The following is a 16,738-nucleotide window of genomic DNA, read 5'->3' on the forward strand; positions in this document are numbered from 1 at the left end:
ATTATGAAAAAGTACACATTTATTATCGCACTTTACTTTATTGGAATCGTGAATTTAATGGCTAATGACTCTGCTTATGTAGAAGCTATGAAGAGTCAGTTAGAGAAATTTGAAGCAGCAAAATCAGCAGAGGATTTTCAAGCAGTGGCCAATGGCTTTTCTAGAATCGGTGAGATGAATGCTACAGAATGGCTGCCGATGTATTACACTGCTTTTTCACTTACCAAGGCAGGCTTCAGAACCGAAGGCGTAAAAGAAAAGGATGCGTTTTTTAAGCAAGCTCAGGATTTAATAGACAAGGCAGTAAATCAGCATGGAGAAAATTCCGAGTTAGTTGCTATGAAGGGCTATGCGTTGATGGGTGAACTGTCAGTCGATCCAGGAAGCCGTGGTCAACATATGTCTGGTTTGGTCATGAATACTTACAGAAAAGCACTTTCTTATGATCCTGAAAACCCAAGAGCCATGATTTTGATGGCACAAATGGAATACGGCACTGCTAAATTTTTTGGGCAAGGGCCAGAAAAAGCATGTGGAATGGCGAAGAAGAGTTTGCAGCTTTTTGAATTGGAAGCCAGTACTGTAAATGATAATCCACTAGCTCCCAAATGGGGAAAAGATATGGCTGAAAAAATGAGCCAGCAATGTCAATAAAAAGTGTTACTAAGCTTCGTTAGCAATACTCGTGTTTTAAATTTTATAGAAAATCAAGTTCTAGAAACATCCTCATTAAATTTATGAGTAGTTTAGGGCTTGGTTTTCTTAATGCTAAACTAATTATTAAGATGGGTTACTTTTACTTCATAAAGCAAGAATCAGCACCGAAGAGAATTGGAAAGTTTATTCTAGTAAACATACTAATTGCTCTAGGATTGGTAGTGTTTTTTTGCCCAAAGTGCTTTTTGAGTTTGAGAGGACTTAAGTTAATTTACCCCGATTTTATTTTCTCTTTTTTCATGTCTTCCTCCTTGGCTTTTGGAGGATTAGTGGTCGAAGCTTATTTTAACAAGAAAATCAGTTGGGTGAATTTCCCAGTGAAGCGCTTGTTGTTGACATTGCTTATCTATTTAACCTATTCATTTGTAGTAAGCTACTTGATTTCAGTCATTGGCTATTTGATTATGTTTCAGGAGATTACCCTTGATAACATCGATTGGGTGGCGATGATGGATGAAACAATTTTCCCTATCGGAGTTGCGCTAGTTCTTATTTCCTTATTTACAGCAAGGTCATGGCTTTACGAATGGCGAAATGCAGCAATTGAAGCGGAACAATTAAGAACTGAAAAGCTGGCTGGGCAATATCAATCCCTCAAAAATCAGCTCAACCCGCATTTTTTATTCAACTCTTTAAACGTGCTGACTAACTTGGTGTATGAAGATGCGGATAAATCTGCCTCTTTTATTCAGCAGCTATCCAGGATCTATCGGTATGTGTTGGATGTTCAGCAGGAAGAACTCGTGAGTTTGTCCGATGAGATTGGCTTTGCCCAAAATTACTTGAGCCTACAGAAATTAAGGTTTGAAGAGAACTTGATTTATGAGATCAAAATTGACCGAATTGATAATTTATATTTGCCTCCACTTTCTTTACAGTTGTTGCTAGAAAATGCCATTAAGCATAACATTGTGAGCATGGAGCATCCACTAAAAATCAGCATTTATCAAAGACAGGATATGTTAATTGTGTCAAATAATTTCCAACCGAAAAAGCTTGAAACTATAGACAGTAAAGGAATTGGACTGGAGAATATTCGAAAACGTTATGAATTGTTAAGTGATAGGCAACTGGAAATAATCAAAGCAGAGGCAGAATTTTGTGTGAAATTGCCTTTATTAACTTTAGCTAAATGAGAGTACTGATAATTGAAGACGAGCGACCGGCAGCTACTAGAATGAAACAGCTCCTTGAAAAGTATTTACCAGAGGCTGATTTGTTTGGTCATTTAGATAGCATTTCTTCAGCTGTGAACTGGCTACAAAAGGAGGTTAGCCCCGATTTGATTTTTTGCGATATAGAACTAGCAGATGGGCAAAGCTTTGAGATTTTTGAACAAGTGCAAGTCAAGAGTCCCATTATTTTTACAACGGCTTATGATCAATATGCTATTAAGGCATTTAAACTTAATTCCATAGATTACCTATTAAAGCCCATAGATCCGCAAGAACTTGAAAAAGCTATTGTGAAGTATAAAGAGCATTCAAGTCAGCAGCAATTTGACATAGGTCAGCTTCAGCAGCTACTTAAACTGCAAAACACTGATTATAAAAGTAGGTTTATGGTCAAAATAGGAGAGAAGATTCAAAGTATTCCGACTGAAGAAGTGGCCTATTTTTTTAGTTCCGAAAGAACCACTTTTATGCAGTCAAAGGAAAGTAACAAAAGATATATTTTAGATTATACGCTCGACCAGATTGAAGAAATGCTCGATCCAAAGGAGTTTTTTAGATTAAATCGAAAATATGTAGCTTCTTTTGAGTCAATTGAACAAGTATTGAGCTATTCCAATAGTAGATTAAAGATAAAGTTGATTGGCTGCGATGATCATGATATCCTGATTAGTCGGGAAAAGGTAGCGAAACTCAAAGAATGGTTAGATAATTGATCTTTACTTGCTTTCATTATAACTAATGCGGACTTTTGATGGCATCAGAAGCCCAAACCTTTTGCTACCTTTATATTAATTTATTTCTAATTGTATTATACCCCAAACTATTTTACTTACCTTTGCAACTTGATTAGTTATAACTTTTTCATTATAGTGTTAACTAATTGAATATCAGTTAATTTATTTATATTATTTAGATGTCAGAAATTAGAAATGTGGCGATTATCGCCCACGTTGACCACGGTAAAACTACCTTAGTCGACAAAATTATCTATGCATGTCAAGAATTTCGTGAAGGAACGGAATCAGACGAATTAATTTTGGATAATAATGATCTGGAAAGAGAGCGTGGAATTACCATTTTGAGTAAAAACGTTTCCGTTACATACAACGGTGTTAAAATTAATATTATTGATACTCCTGGTCACTCCGATTTTGGTGGTGAAGTGGAGCGAGTATTGAAAATGGCTGATGGTGTATTACTATTAGTAGATGCCTTTGAAGGGCCTATGCCTCAAACTCGTTTCGTTTTAGGAAAAGCTTTAGACTTAGGCTTAAAGCCAATAGTTGTAGTAAATAAAGTAGACAAAGAAAACTGTCGTCCTGACGAAGTGCACGAGCAAGTTTTTGACTTAATGTTCAACTTAGACGCTACTGAAGATCAGTTAGACTTTCAAACCATTTACGGTTCAAGTAAAAACGGTTGGATGAGCACTGATTGGAAAGAGCAGACTGATAATGTTTTCCCTCTTTTGGATGAAATCATTAAAACAATCCCTGCAGCACCTGTTAAAGAAGGTGTGCCGAAATTACAGATTGTATCTTTGGATTATTCTTCTTTTGTAGGGCGAATTGCAATTGGAAGATTGTACCAAGGTACATTAAAAGAAGGCATGCAAATTGGTCTTTGTAAAAAAGACGGTTCTGTTAAGAAAATGAGAATCAAAGAATTGCATACTTTCGAAGGCTTAGCAAGAAAAAGAGTGGAGGAAGTACATTCAGGCGATCTTTGTGCAATCATTGGTTTAGAGGGTTTTGATATTGGAGATACAGTAACAGATCCTGAAAATCCAGAGCCATTACCAAGAATTTCTATAGATGAGCCTACCATGAGTATGCTTTTCACCATCAACAACTCACCATTCTTCGGCAAGGAAGGTAAATTTGTTACTTCTCGTCATTTGCGTGATCGTTTGATGAAAGAGACAGAGAAAAACCTGGCCTTGCGCGTAGAGTCTATGGATTCTGAGGATAAATTTTTGGTTTACGGAAGAGGAATTTTGCACTTATCTGTTTTGATTGAAACGATGAGAAGGGAAGGCTATGAATTGCAAGTAGGTCAGCCACAAGTATTATTTAAAGAAATTGATGGCGTTCGTTGTGAGCCAATTGAGCATATGGTGATTGATGTGCCAGATGATGTTTCAGGTAAAGCCATTGAGTTAGTGACCCAAAGAAAAGGTGAACTTTTGGTAATGGAGCCGAAAGGTGATGTTCAGCATTTGGAATTTGAAATTCCGGCTCGAGGTATTATAGGCCTAAGAAATAACATGATGACAGCTACTGCTGGAGAAGCTGTAATGAACCATAGATATAAAGAATATGCTCCATATAAGGGACATATTCCTGAAAGGAATAAAGGATCACTAATTTCCATGGAAGAGGGTGCATCTACAGCATTTGCGATCAATAGATTGCAAGACAGAGGGGTCTTCTTTGTTGATCCAGGTGATGTGATCTACAAAGGTCAGGTTATTGGACAACATTCAAGAGATAATGATCTGGATGTGAATATCAATAAAGGAAAGCAGTTAACCAATATGCGTAAATCAGGAACTGATGACGCAATGAGAATTGCTCCGAAAATCAATTTCTCATTAGAGGAGGCTATGGAATTCATTCAGAAAGATGAGTATTTGGAAGTAACTCCGAAAAGCATCAGAATGCGTAAAATCTACCTTGATGAGAATGAACGTAAAAGAATGTCGAAATAAGGACTTTTCTTAATAGAATATATTCTTAAAGTGAAAAAGCCGGTTTTAATCGGCTTTTTTTATGCTTAATGCTTTTTAAGAGAGCTTTTTAATATGTGAGTAAATTATGGCGTTTTGTGGTGATAAATTGTAGATTCTTAACCACAGATGTTATAGTCATAATTTTTAGTAGGATACCATAATCTATAAAAAAATACTTATATATTTACATTGTAAGTTCAAATATATCCAAAACCTAAGGTCGTCTGCACTTATCAATTCTGCCTTAATTTTTGGTTCGGAAACGGCTCAAATATTCCTACAATTTTAATTATTTGGCATGCCTAAAAACAGGTGTGAGGGAATAAAGCCAATTTTAAAGTCATCAATTTATTGATATTCAAATAAGTACTTAGATATATTATACAACTATATTTTTTTTAGAAATGACTAATACGATCACAAAAATTTTTACAATTGCCACGATCTTCATTTTATCAGGATGTGCTGTATCCTATAAGCCAATTCATCCTGTTTCATTGAATTATGATTCTCATCAATCTGAAGATGGTGTAGAATTGTCCTATAAATATGATGTGCTAAGGCAGAATGGAAACAAAAAATATGCTAAAAAAGAAGATAAGAGAGGAGTAAAACTGATAGCTCTAAAAATTACCAATAATTCACAATCGGCTGTTAATCTTGGGAAAAACTTAACTTTATACTCAGGAAATAATCAAATAAGGCCAATGGAGCCTATGATTATAAAGGAATCGATCAAACAAATTGTGCCAGGATATTTGCCATATTTGCTATTAACATTTGTTAATTTAACCACCACAAAAGAACAGAATGGAATCATAGAGCAAAATGTTATCCCAATTGGTTTAGTGTTAGGACCAGGCATTACGGTTGGTAATATGTTGATTGCTGGAGATGCAAACACCAAATTATTAGATGAATTAAGATTATATAATTTAATAGGAAAAGATATTAAGCCTGGAGAAACAGTCTACGGAATTATAGGTGTTCGAGATATCGGTTATAGTCCGATTACAGTAGAGGTCACAAAATAAATCTTCTAAAGCCGGTTCAAGCCGGCTTTTTTTATACCTAAAATTTAAACCTTTCCCGCTTTTTTAGGACGTCACAGTATTGTAATAATTAAAGCCTACTTGAAGCGTCATACCTTTAAAAGAGATGACGTGCAGCTCTATCTTTTAGAGCTCTCTGTCATATCTTTTCTTCTACTTGATCAAGCAGATGTCCTGACCTTAGATTCATTCTTGTAAATCAAGCTTATTTATAGTTTTTCAGATGTATGAATTAATGAAAGAATTACCACTTTAACTCAATAAAATTTTAAGTGAATAATTTATATCTCCTATTTCATTATATTAGTACACAATTAATCAAAGTTTAATATATTTAAAACATAAGTCCCATGGCAGAATTAAAAACAAAACAGAACGATTCAAACGTTCAGGAATTCATCAATTCCTTTGCCAATACGGAACAAAAGAAGCAGGACAGTTATGAGATTGTAAAACTTATGCAATCTGTTTCAGGATTTGAACCCAAAATGTGGGGCGAATCTATTATCGGTTTTGGTCAGTATCACTACAAATCGAATAGGAGCAGCCAAGAAGGTGATTGGCCACTAATTGGATTTTCGCCTCGAAAAACTGCCATTTCATTTTATGTTTATAGTGGCTGTGCTGGTCAAGAAGAACTGCTTAAAGAGCTGGGAAAATTCAAGATGGGGACAGCATGTATTTACGTTAAGAAGCTTTCAGACATTAATCAAGAGCCTCTCAAAAAACTGATGAAATCCACTATTGAATATCTTCAAACAAAATACGCTTAATCAAACCAATACCAACATGGAAAAGGCAGCACAAACTATGATTGACAACCTGCATAAAAACACAGGGAAAACGCTGGAGCAGTGGATAGTGATCGTAAGAGCACAAAACTTTACAAAGCACGGAGAGATTATGAAATTCCTCAAAGAAGAACACGGTCATTCCCATGGCTTTGCTAATTTGATAGCGCATAAAGCAAAAGGCTCAGATGCAGGTTCAGCTGAAAACCAAGATGATTTGATTATAAAACAGTATAAAGGCAAAGAGCATCTAAAACCAATTTACGAGAAACTCATTTCAGAAATTAAAGGCTTTGGTACTGATATTGAAATAGCTCCGAAAAATAAATATGTGAGTCTAAGACGCAAGAAACAGTTTGCTCTTTTGAATCCAGCCACAAAAACAAGATTCGAAATTGGTATTAACTTGAAGGGCCAAGAGCCCAATGGAAAATTGGAAGCTGAAAAACCAAATGCCATGTGTTCACATAAGATGAAGCTCGAAGATATTAGAGACATTGACCAAGAGGTATTCAAATGGTTAAAGCTTGCTTATCAAAACGCAGGTTAATAAACTGTCCCTATTATTATGAGAATAAAAACTTACACCTTTATAGTAATAATAAGCATCATTTGCTTGATGTTGCATTCCTGCTACTACAAACCTTTTGTTGGTTATACATTAAATAAAAAAGGGTTCAAAAATTTTAGTAAAAAAGAAAGAATGGCGGGAGATAATTCAAATCCTGCCCGTGATTATAAGATAAATCGATATGATTGGGTTGTAGAAGTTTTCCCGGAACAGCAAAGAATTTCGGGAACAATGGATATACACTTGAACACTTTATCCTCCCAAAAGGTATTGCTCTTTGATCTTCAGAAAAAAATGAGGATTAGCTCCTATCATTGTTCAGTGGAAGATGCCCATATTAATAGAAAAGGTGATTTTTTGTACTTGAAATTTGATAAGCCTGTTCCTAAAAACACAAGCTTAAAGCTTAAAATTTCATATGAAGGAAAACCGGCAAATGTGGCAAGTCAAGGGCCTGTTCAATGGAAAAAAGATAAGCAAGACAGATTTTGGATATCAACTGTTACGGAAGGAATTGGTCCACACTTTATTATGCCTTGCAATGCTTTACTAAACGCGGAGGCAGATTCTTCAAGCATAACGGTAACGGTTCCCGACCAATTAGTTGCAGTGGCGAACGGACGATTAACAGGTGTTAAAAACCATAAAGGGAATAAAACGAAAACGTACCGATATCAAATCTTGAACCCTATCAACACCTACAGTTTATCATTCAATTTGGGTCATTTTGTGAAACTTACAAAACCCTACACTGATATCAGTGGCAGTGAAAGAGATCTAGTTTTTCAAGTATTGGATTACAATCAAGATACAGCTAGTTCCTTCTATGATCAAACGCCTATTATTTTTAAAGAGTTGGAAAAGCTCTATGGTGGATTTCCTTTTTGGGAGGACGGTAGTAAATTTATTGAGTCCACTTTTTCAGCTATGGAGCATCAGTCAGGTATCGCAATGGGGTCAAATTACAGGAATAATTGGAAGGAATTCAACACTACTTTGATTCATGAACTAGCACATGAATGGTGGGGGAACAGTGTGACTGGTTTGGATTATTGTGACATTTGGATGCATGAAGGGATGGCGACATATTCTGAAGCCTTAGTATTGGAAAGGATTTATGGTCCGGATGCTTACGATTTAAGGATAAAGCTGGCTGCGAGAAGGGTGAAAAATACGATTCCAATACTGAAGGAATGTGGTGTTCTATATAACAGTTGGGTGAACCCGGCTGATCAAGATATTTACAACAAAGGTGCATTAATGATGCATTCTCTCAGAATAGTGGTGGATAACGATAGTCTATTTTTTAACACTCTTGCGGATATTCAGAATGACTTGGCAAAACAAAATGTATCCACTGCCTCCTTAATTGCAAAGTTTAATAATTTATTGGGAAATGATTATTCATCTTTATTCGAATACTATCTAAAAGAAGCTAAACCACCAGTCTTGGAAGTGTTCATAGATAAAGAAGAAGATAAAATTTATTACAGATGGCAGGAAGAAATTCCATTCTACAAGGACGGAGAGATTTCAATTGAGCAAGATGATAAAGAATTCCATTTGATTCCCACTACAGCTTATAAATCGATAAAACTAAAAAATGCAATCCCCATTAGTTTTCAGATTGAGAAATCAATTTATTACACTGTCAAATATCAAAAAGAGATTTAAAAGACTTTAGATAAAATGAGATACTATTAGGATTTTCTTCCAGCTATTTGGGTGCAATTGATTGGCGTAATAGTTTATTACATACCTCTTAAACTCTGTATGATGTTTTTCTCTTTTGCTTGATTGATTATAGCCTTGGGCTTCAATTTGACTAGCTCGCCTTTATGGTTTTTGGAGCGACATGTTATTTATATTCTTCAAGATGATTTTGTATGTTTATCTGGATGATAGCGATAATCAACAAGAAAAACATTAAAAAGCACAGTTACTCACCACTAATCCCTCAATTGTGCACCTAATCGAATTTGGGCTAGCGGATTTCAATCATTTCTGTTAGATTTAAGAATTAGCATTAATAATAATCAGAAAATATATGAAGAATATAAAATCTATAGTCTTGATTAGTCTGCTTTTCACTGGAATTGCAGCGTCAGCGCAAAAACGAAAAATTGCAGTAGACACTATAGTGGTCACGAGCCACACTACCACCATTGAAGGGCAGAAAGTTTCCTATACCGCCACTACTGGGACTCAGCCTGTTTGGAATGAAACAGGGGAGCCCGATGCCACTTTATTCTATACTTACTACAAAAGAACTGATGTGCAAGATGGAAATCGTCCGCTCTTAATTTCCTTCAATGGTGGACCAGGTTCGGCTTCTGTTTGGATGCATGTAGCGTATACGGGTCCTAAAATTTTAAATATTGATGCTGAAGGTTATCCAGTGCAGCCGTATGGCTTTCATGAAAATCCACATTCTATTTTGGATGTAGCAGATATCGTATTCGTAAATCCTGCCAATACAGGCTATTCACGTACAATACCTGAGAGTGGAAAAGATGTTAATAGAGATAAGTTTTTTGGCGTAAATGCAGATATCGAATACTTGGCAGAATGGTTGAATACCTTCGTGACGCGCCACGAAAGATGGACCTCGCCTAAATACTTAATAGGGGAGAGTTATGGTGGAACACGAGTATCTGGTTTAGCCTTGGCACTTCAAGAGCAACAGTGGATGTACCTAAATGGTGTAATTCTTGTTTCTCCTGCAGATTATACTGCGATCAATTCTGATCCGGCCGTTTCTACTGCTATTAATTTCCCCTACTTTACGGCAGCAGCCTGGCATCATGGAGTACTACCCGAGGCCTTGCAATCAAAAGATTTGTTAGAAATTTTACCAGAATCAGAGGAATTTGCCATCAATACATTAATGCCAGCTTTAGCAAAAGGAGGATTTCTTTCTGAAGCGGAGAAGCAAGTGGTTGCAGAAAAGATGGCCTACTATTCTGGCTTATCAGAAGAATCTATTTTACAGCATAATTTGGATGTGCCCACCAGCTTTTTCTGGAAGGAGCTCTTGCGTGATGAAACGGGTCAAACCATCGGTCGATTAGATTCGCGCTATTTGGGTATTGACAAAACAGAAGCTGGGATTGCTCCTGATTATAGTGCAGAATTAACCTCCTGGTTGCATTCTTTCACACCCGCTATTAATTCCTATATCCGGGAAGAATTGAAATTCAAGACTGATATCAAATACAATATGTTCGGCTCAGTATATCCATGGGATTTCGATAACAATACTACACGAGATGATCTTAGAAAAGCGATGGCGGAAAATCCATATTTAAATGTGATGTTTCAAACAGGCTATTATGATGGGGCTACCACTTACTTCAACTCTAAATACACGATGTGGCAGATTGACCCAAGTGGTAAAATGAAAGATCGCTTAAGCTTTAAAGGCTATAGAAGTGGTCATATGATGTATCTGCGCAAAGCTGATCTTAAAACAGCAAATGACGACTTGCGGAAGTTTATTAAAGAGAGTCTACCTAAGGGTAAATCAGCGAAGTATTAAATCTAAACTTGAAAACTATGAGTAATAAACTGGCAATCCTTAGGGGGATCAATGTAGGAGGGAAGAGAAAAATTCTCATGGCAGATTTAAAATCCTTGTGCGAAAAACTTGGATGGAAAGAGGTGAGTACCTATATCCAAAGTGGAAATGTTATCTTTAAATCCGAAAAAGAGAATGAAGATTTGGGGAAAGAATTGACAGACGGAGTTTTGGAGCAGTTTGGTTTTGAAGTTCCTGTGCTCGTTCGTAATTCAGAAGAATTTCAAAATTCCATAGAGAAAAACCCATTTTACAATTCGCAAGCGGATATAACCAAATTACATCTCACATTCTTGAAAGAAAATCCGCAAGATGAAGATCTCCAACAAATCAAATTGCTTGGTTGTGAACCTGATCAGTTCGCTGTTGATGGTAAAGATGTTTTTATATACTGTGAGGGTAAATATCATCAATCAAAATTGACCAATAATTTTTTTGAAAAGAAGCTGAAGGTAGGCGCCACAACTAGAAATTGGAAAACGGTCTTAAAACTTTTAGACTTGGCTAGTGAGTGAGAATACTATTTATTAGCACTCTAACCATATACTCTTAATTTGTGCTTGATTGCAAAAACAAGCCTCTAAATTGCAGAGCTAAAAATTATCTGATCTACTTCCAACTTCCCGAGGCAAAGTGGAGTCTTAAATGAGTACATTTTATAGATATGAAGAGAACTTCCGCCCTGCTAGCACTTTTGCTTTTGACCAATATTCCGATATCATGCGATTGGAGATGTGGTCCTTTTACTCCCTTAGAAAGTAAAATTACAGATTTATCAGCAGTAGTGGGGGTCTTAGATTCCTCATTTAATTTCTCGACCGTAGAGTCAAACTATTTTAATGAAGCAGCTATTGAAGTAATTATTTCAGATATGGATTATTCTGAAACGGCAGCAATTGAGGATAGGATGAGGATTTCCTTTCTTTCTACAGCTTATGCATGTAGCCCACCTGATCCTCAGCCCTCGCAGGCTATTAAGTCTATAAAAATAACTTCTGATAAATCGATATATGCGGTAAATCGAAAATATGAAGCGGGTGAAAGTTTAAATGAGCTATTTCATATTGCGAAATACTCGTTCAATAATGAGAAAATTTCAATTGCTGACTATTTAGAACTACAGCAAAACTATCTGGATCACTTTGCCTACTTCGGAGACTACATGATTTTTCAATTAAAAGATAAACCAGATAGCATCATCAGCCAATTAATATTGATGGACTATGAATTTTCTGACGGAGAACGTATTAGTATTGAAAGTGATTTATTTGAAGTCGTTAACTAATTGGTGACCGTCAAATGGCATATACATTGTTTCACTAGATTTGTGCTAAATGCTCTCTATACCAGAAAAGAGGATTATTATTGGAGTATTCTGAAGGCAAAAAAACCAAATATGCAGAGTATTTATAGGTTAACAGTGTAAGGATTTTCAGCGATTTTATTAGATTGATTAGTCCAGTAGATCTTTTTTTATCTATTGTAAATCAAGCGAAGCTTTGCATTACCTGACCTAAAAGAATAATCGATATGACAGAACCAAAGACCAAAAAGAACGATGCTAATATCTTCGAATTTATTGACTCTTTGGCCAATTCACTGCTTAATTAAGTATTTTTGAAATAATGCTTGAAGTAATTAAGACCGGCTTAAACATCTATTTTCTGAAAATTGACAATCCCCAATCTATTCACTGCTCTTCCTCTACGTGGGTGATCATTTAGCTTTTCGAAGTATTCAAGTACCGTAACTTTATTGATTGTGGTATTGTCATATGGCTTGTGCTAAGTAAGTAGTCTTAATAGTTAAGTATCCCTTTTCAATATTCAAGTATTCATTCATTTCTATTTTGTCAATAACTTAAGAGAATTTTGGGTAATTAAAGACCTAGATCGTAAATGATTTTCTTATGTAGTTCTCGAAGTATTAATTTTTAAAATTTCTTTTTGGGGGATTAATTTAAATTAATGATTGCTGCCTTTGATCAATAAATAGAATTGCTGTAAGTGCCTTACAGTATCTTTCAATGTAAATAATTGATGATCAGTTAAATATTAATCAAAACATATTATTTGCAATTAAGGTTATTTCACAAAACTAATCTTATGGCAAAGCATATCTTACCCAAAGCAGAATGGTCTGTACTTTATGATCAATTGAAAAATCTCATTCCAGAAGCATTCGATAAAGAAGGAAACGTGATGAATCTTATCAAAGGAGACTGGAACGATCAAATGAATTTAAAACCATTCAATTCCTGTCTGGATGGTACTCAATTAGGTTTTTATCCAATGTTGAAGACTCAGGATGGAAAAGAGGCGGTAGAATACTGTGCTAAAGAGCTCGAAAGTTGGAAAGAAGTGCCGCTCGCCAAACGGAAAGAAATGGTGGGTAAAACCATCGATTTATTAGAAGAGCATAAAGAACTATTAGGTTTAATCTTGGTTTGGGAAATTGGCAAGCCATACCCCCAAGCTTTGGATGGAGTTCAGCGATGCATTGATGGAGTAAGATGGTATATCGATAATATTGAAGGAATGATAAGCGGGAGAGAGGCCTTGGGCCTTATTTCCAATATCGCCTCCTGGAATTATCCGCTTTCGGTTTTGGTTCACGCTTGCATGGTGCAGGTGCTATCTGGAAATGTAGTTATTGCTAAAACACCATCTGATGGCGGTCTTTGGTCGCTTTCACTTTGTTTTGCCTTAGCAAAAAGGGAAGGCTTGCCGGTTTCTTTAATTAGCGGCTCGGGCAGAATATTAAGTGAGGCGCTTGTGACGCATGAAGCAGTAGATTGCTTGTCTTATGTAGGAGGGAAGAGTAATGGTAGGTCAATTGCCAGCTCTTTGTATAATAAAGATAAACGCTACATGCTCGAAATGGAAGGCATTAACACCTATGGTGTATGGGAATTTTCCGACTGGGAAAATCTGGCTAAGCAGATAAAATCCGGTTTTAAATATGGCAAACAAAGGTGCACCGCTTACGTGAGATTTGTTGTTCAAAGAAATCTGTTTCCAAAGTTTTTGGATATGTATTTACCAGTGCTAAAGTCTTTGCGTTTTGGCCACCCGCTGTTGGTGGAAGAGGGGGAAGAGGAGTTACCTGATTACGATTTTGGTCCGCTTATTAATTCAAATAAAACAAGTGAGCTAGATGTGATGTATAATGATGCAATCGGCAAGGGGGCAGTTTCTATCTATCAAGGGGAATTGGATGATAATCTCTTTCTTCCCAATCAAGATACCTCAGCTTATTATGCACCAGCATCTTTATTAAGCCTACCGAAGAATGCTGAACTTTATCATAACGAGCCTTTTGGTCCTTTGGACAGCATTATTTTAGTAGATCATAAAAATGAGTTGATTAATGAAATGAATGTGTCTAATGGAGCATTAGTAGGTTCTGTTGCTTGCGATGATGATGCTGAGGCACAAGATATTGCTTCTCAATTACGAGCTTACAAGGTTGGAATCAACAAAATGAAGTCGAGAGGCGATAATGAAGCTACTTTTGGAGGAATAGGTGAATCTTGGAAAGGGTGTTTCGTAGGAGGTAAGTACCTGGTGGAGGCCGTGACCAAAACAAATGCTGAAGAAAAACTATTTGGTAATTTCCCTGAATACACGAAGCTTCCAGAAAATAGGGGTTAAATATATAGCTTTAATTTACTTAAGCCGATGTAATTCAATATCATCGGCTTTTTTTATGCCCTGTTTATTAAAGTTCTACGAAATAGGACTTAATTTTACTGCCACTATCTATACTTTTTATTGGTCAGCTATGCTTTTAATTTGGGTTAATCCTTCCTAAATATGGCTATTAAGCCTTTTTGTAGAATATTATTGTAGTTTTTGATCTTTATTTAGATTAAAATGTTGTTAAATTGGTATATATATGTTAAATTGATATACTTCGATACTATTTTAACATTCAGACCAGATTTTAAGCCAGATGAAATTAACTATTTGTCCTAAGTGCCAGTCAGAAGAAATTATAAAAAGTGGTATAATTAAGAATAGACAGCGATTTAAGTGCAAAAGTTGTAACTATAATTTCACGGTCAATAAAGTAGGGAAAGAAATTGATTCCTATTATGTGGTAAAGGCACTTCAGCTTTATGTTGAAGGAATATCCATGCGAGAAATTGAACGAGTCCTAGGAGTTAGCCATGTTTCTGTAAGCAATTGGGTCAAAAAATATAATATAAAAGCTCCGGAAAAATTCGAGTACCATCCTACCTATAAAGTGTTGTCGCATAGTGAATTAGTTCGATTTGTGGAAGAAGGTAATAATCTCAGTGAAGCAGGATTAATGATTACCTCATTAGGTGATAAATATATGGTTATCAGGTGGGAGCGATTTAGGTAGTAGCTATATACTTAGCAGAAGTATATATGTAAAAGTAGAAATAAGTTTTAGGTCGCTCACCTTTAGTCGACAAAGCAAGGGTTTTGTGAATGTTCACCATAAAATTTCACCGATGAAAAAACTTATTTTACTTAGTGTAGTCCTCTTCGGCTTTTCTCAGTTTTCGTTTTCTCAGAACGACAGCACTAAAAGCCCCTTGAAAAAGGAAAAAAAATGGGATGATGTCGCTCAAACGGAAGTAGATCATTCGTATAAATCGCTTACTGTTAAGCTGTCGGAAGATGGTGCCAAGTATGTACGATTTATTTTGTGGCACCAGCAATGGTTGCAAACTTCCAATCTTGCCATTGATGACGCCCCGCTAAATCTCAATTCATTAGTTCGGAGATCAAGGGTGTTGGCATTTGCTCAGGTGTCTCCAAGATTTCTGATCTTGACACATTTTGGCTTGAATAATTTGTCCGCGGCAAATATGAATGCGTTGGGTAGCCAAGGAGATGGCCCTCAGCTATTCCTACATGATGCTTGGACAGAGTTTAAAGTTTTAGATAATTCTAATGCACTTTACGTGGGTGGTGGTCTTCATTACTGGAAAGGACTTACCCGACTCGCGAACCAGAGCACACTGAATTTCATGACCATGGACAATACAAGGCCCTTTGTTCAATGGCATTCTTTGGGCATAACTGACCAATTTGCAAGACATATTGGATTTTACGCCAAAGGACAAATTGGTAAGTTTGATTATCGATTGGCTGCCAACAACCCAATGAACCCAGCAAATGCCTTAGGTCAAGGAGTAGATTTTATTAATGAAGCGAATGGAGGTGTTGATAGTGATTTAACCTATGCAGGAAGTGTCAATCCAGATGCAGACGGAAACCGAGTGGGGAATTCTGTTGTAGAAGGCTATTTCCGTTACAACTTTTTCGATACTGAATCCACTAAGCTACCGTATCAGGTAGGGACTTACATGGGTAGCAAGAAAGTTTTGGGAGTTGGTTTAGGCTTTTTTGCGCATCCGAAAGGCATGTTCAATACGGTTACTACAGAGCATTCAGATGTTACACATTTGGCTGCAGATATCTTTTACGATGCACCAGTTGGTACTTCCGGAAATGCCATTAATGCTTATGCCTCAGTCATTAATTTCAATTATGGCGAAAATTACATGTCTCGATGGGCGGGCACAGGAACAAATCTTTACGGACAATTAGGCTACTACATCGGAAAAGCCAAAATTATGCCATATGTGGCTTTTCAAACAGGAAGCTACGAAGCTTACGCAGATAATCTAAACGCATTTGACGCGGGTGTGAACTATTACGTGAACGGGCATAATGCTAAAATAACATTAGAATATCACACTATTTCCAACAACCCACTAGAAGGAGGACTTGATGCTAACGGAAATCCTAATGGTGTACAGCAATTACGATTACAACTTCACATCTTTTTATAAAACTTAACAGCTATGACAGACAAAAAAGCAAGCATGAAAGCATACTGGAAGAGAAATCTCCGGTATTTACTCATCCTACTATCCATTTGGTTCTTAGTATCCTATGGATTAGGGATTCTACTCGTGGAACCACTTAATTATTTCCATATTGGAGGATTTCCTCTCGGTTTTTGGTTCGCCCAACAAGGAGCAATCTATGTTTTTGTAATTCTGATATTCGCCTATGTTCGCTTAATGAACAAGTTGGATAAAGAGTTTGATGTGGATGAAAAATAATAGTTAAACTTTTAA

Annotated in this window: 15 protein-coding genes; all 15 read left to right on the forward strand. The window is 36.3% G+C overall.

Annotated features, from left to right (window positions below):
* Positions 1–3 precede the first annotated feature (3 nt).
* The 15 genes from B9Y84_RS17280 to B9Y84_RS17350 all read left to right on the forward strand — a co-directional run bounded on the left by B9Y84_RS17280 (position 4) and on the right by B9Y84_RS17350 (position 16,723).
* The gene (locus B9Y84_RS17280) at positions 4–654 is read left to right on the forward strand and encodes a tetratricopeptide repeat protein (protein WP_085518648.1); all 651 of its coding nucleotides are present in this window, start codon (positions 4–6) and stop codon (positions 652–654) included.
* A gap of 83 nt (positions 655–737) precedes the next feature.
* Positions 738–1,853, forward strand: a complete 1,116-nt coding sequence (locus B9Y84_RS17285) for a sensor histidine kinase (protein WP_085518649.1) — start codon at positions 738–740, stop codon at positions 1,851–1,853.
* On the forward strand, positions 1,850–2,605 hold the full coding sequence (locus tag B9Y84_RS17290; protein WP_085518650.1) for a LytR/AlgR family response regulator transcription factor: 756 nt from the start codon (positions 1,850–1,852) through the stop codon (positions 2,603–2,605). The genes B9Y84_RS17285 and B9Y84_RS17290 overlap by 4 nt, the downstream gene beginning before the upstream one ends.
* 200 nt (positions 2,606–2,805) lie before the next feature.
* On the forward strand, positions 2,806–4,602 hold the full coding sequence (gene typA, locus B9Y84_RS17295) for a translational GTPase TypA (RefSeq protein WP_085518651.1): 1,797 nt from the start codon (positions 2,806–2,808) through the stop codon (positions 4,600–4,602).
* 425 nt (positions 4,603–5,027) lie between these two features.
* Positions 5,028–5,657 carry a hypothetical protein gene (locus tag B9Y84_RS17300; RefSeq protein ID WP_085518652.1) on the forward strand — a complete coding sequence of 210 codons (630 nt, stop codon included), beginning with the start codon at positions 5,028–5,030 and terminating at the stop codon, positions 5,655–5,657.
* 368 nt (positions 5,658–6,025) lie between these two features.
* Complete coding sequence (locus tag B9Y84_RS17305; RefSeq protein ID WP_085518653.1) at positions 6,026–6,448, forward strand: DUF1801 domain-containing protein; 423 nt, start codon at positions 6,026–6,028, stop codon at positions 6,446–6,448.
* A 16-nt stretch (positions 6,449–6,464) separates the two neighbouring features.
* Positions 6,465–7,016: a DUF4287 domain-containing protein gene (locus B9Y84_RS17310; RefSeq protein WP_085518744.1), complete on the forward strand. Its 552-nt coding sequence runs from the start codon at positions 6,465–6,467 to the stop codon at positions 7,014–7,016.
* Between the two features lie 18 nt (positions 7,017–7,034).
* Positions 7,035–8,711 carry a M1 family metallopeptidase gene (locus B9Y84_RS17315; RefSeq protein ID WP_085518654.1) on the forward strand — a complete coding sequence of 559 codons (1,677 nt, stop codon included), beginning with the start codon at positions 7,035–7,037 and terminating at the stop codon, positions 8,709–8,711.
* A gap of 373 nt (positions 8,712–9,084) precedes the next feature.
* Positions 9,085–10,575 (forward strand): S10 family peptidase, encoded by a 1,491-nt coding sequence (locus B9Y84_RS17320; protein WP_085518655.1) that lies wholly within the window; start codon positions 9,085–9,087, stop codon positions 10,573–10,575.
* 17 nt (positions 10,576–10,592) lie between these two features.
* A complete protein-coding gene (locus B9Y84_RS17325; protein ID WP_085518656.1) occupies positions 10,593–11,129 on the forward strand; it encodes a DUF1697 domain-containing protein in 537 nt (178 codons plus the stop codon).
* Between the two features lie 149 nt (positions 11,130–11,278).
* The gene (locus B9Y84_RS17330; RefSeq protein WP_085518657.1) at positions 11,279–11,899 is read left to right on the forward strand and encodes a hypothetical protein; all 621 of its coding nucleotides are present in this window, start codon (positions 11,279–11,281) and stop codon (positions 11,897–11,899) included.
* Positions 11,900–12,719: 820 nt separating this feature from the next.
* Positions 12,720–14,267, forward strand: coding sequence for an aldehyde dehydrogenase family protein (locus B9Y84_RS17335; RefSeq protein ID WP_085518658.1), 1,548 nt, complete (start codon positions 12,720–12,722; stop codon positions 14,265–14,267).
* A 301-nt stretch (positions 14,268–14,568) separates the two neighbouring features.
* Positions 14,569–14,985: a transposase-like zinc-binding domain-containing protein gene (locus tag B9Y84_RS17340; protein ID WP_085518659.1), complete on the forward strand. Its 417-nt coding sequence runs from the start codon at positions 14,569–14,571 to the stop codon at positions 14,983–14,985.
* A gap of 112 nt (positions 14,986–15,097) precedes the next feature.
* Positions 15,098–16,447, forward strand: a complete 1,350-nt coding sequence (locus B9Y84_RS17345; RefSeq protein ID WP_085518660.1) for a hypothetical protein — start codon at positions 15,098–15,100, stop codon at positions 16,445–16,447.
* 12 nt (positions 16,448–16,459) lie between these two features.
* A complete protein-coding gene (locus tag B9Y84_RS17350; protein ID WP_085518661.1) occupies positions 16,460–16,723 on the forward strand; it encodes a DUF4212 domain-containing protein in 264 nt (87 codons plus the stop codon).
* The last annotated feature ends 15 nt before the right edge of the window (positions 16,724–16,738 follow it).

It is taken from the genome of Marivirga sericea (assembly GCF_900177665.1).
Classification (GTDB): Bacteria; Bacteroidota; Bacteroidia; order Cytophagales; family Cyclobacteriaceae; genus Marivirga; species Marivirga sericea.

Excerpts from the sequence above, each read along its gene's own strand:
- B9Y84_RS17335 (WP_085518658.1), top strand. The coding sequence starts at position 12,720 with ATGGCAAAGCATATCTTACCCAAAGCAGAATGGTCTGTACTTTATGAT.
- B9Y84_RS17345 (WP_085518660.1), top strand. The coding sequence starts at position 15,098 with ATGAAAAAACTTATTTTACTTAGTGTAGTCCTCTTCGGCTTTTCTCAG.
- B9Y84_RS17310 (WP_085518744.1), top strand. The coding sequence starts at position 6,465 with ATGGAAAAGGCAGCACAAACTATGATTGACAACCTGCATAAAAACACA.
- B9Y84_RS17350 (WP_085518661.1), top strand. The coding sequence starts at position 16,460 with ATGACAGACAAAAAAGCAAGCATGAAAGCATACTGGAAGAGAAATCTC.
- typA (WP_085518651.1), top strand. The coding sequence starts at position 2,806 with ATGTCAGAAATTAGAAATGTGGCGATTATCGCCCACGTTGACCACGGT.
- B9Y84_RS17300 (WP_085518652.1), top strand. The coding sequence starts at position 5,028 with ATGACTAATACGATCACAAAAATTTTTACAATTGCCACGATCTTCATT.
- B9Y84_RS17290 (WP_085518650.1), top strand. The coding sequence starts at position 1,850 with ATGAGAGTACTGATAATTGAAGACGAGCGACCGGCAGCTACTAGAATG.
- B9Y84_RS17330 (WP_085518657.1), top strand. The coding sequence starts at position 11,279 with ATGAAGAGAACTTCCGCCCTGCTAGCACTTTTGCTTTTGACCAATATT.
- B9Y84_RS17325 (WP_085518656.1), top strand. The coding sequence starts at position 10,593 with ATGAGTAATAAACTGGCAATCCTTAGGGGGATCAATGTAGGAGGGAAG.
- B9Y84_RS17340 (WP_085518659.1), top strand. The coding sequence starts at position 14,569 with ATGAAATTAACTATTTGTCCTAAGTGCCAGTCAGAAGAAATTATAAAA.
- B9Y84_RS17315 (WP_085518654.1), top strand. The coding sequence starts at position 7,035 with ATGAGAATAAAAACTTACACCTTTATAGTAATAATAAGCATCATTTGC.
- B9Y84_RS17285 (WP_085518649.1), top strand. The coding sequence starts at position 738 with ATGAGTAGTTTAGGGCTTGGTTTTCTTAATGCTAAACTAATTATTAAG.
- B9Y84_RS17305 (WP_085518653.1), top strand. The coding sequence starts at position 6,026 with ATGGCAGAATTAAAAACAAAACAGAACGATTCAAACGTTCAGGAATTC.
- B9Y84_RS17320 (WP_085518655.1), top strand. The coding sequence starts at position 9,085 with ATGAAGAATATAAAATCTATAGTCTTGATTAGTCTGCTTTTCACTGGA.
- B9Y84_RS17280 (WP_085518648.1), top strand. The coding sequence starts at position 4 with ATGAAAAAGTACACATTTATTATCGCACTTTACTTTATTGGAATCGTG.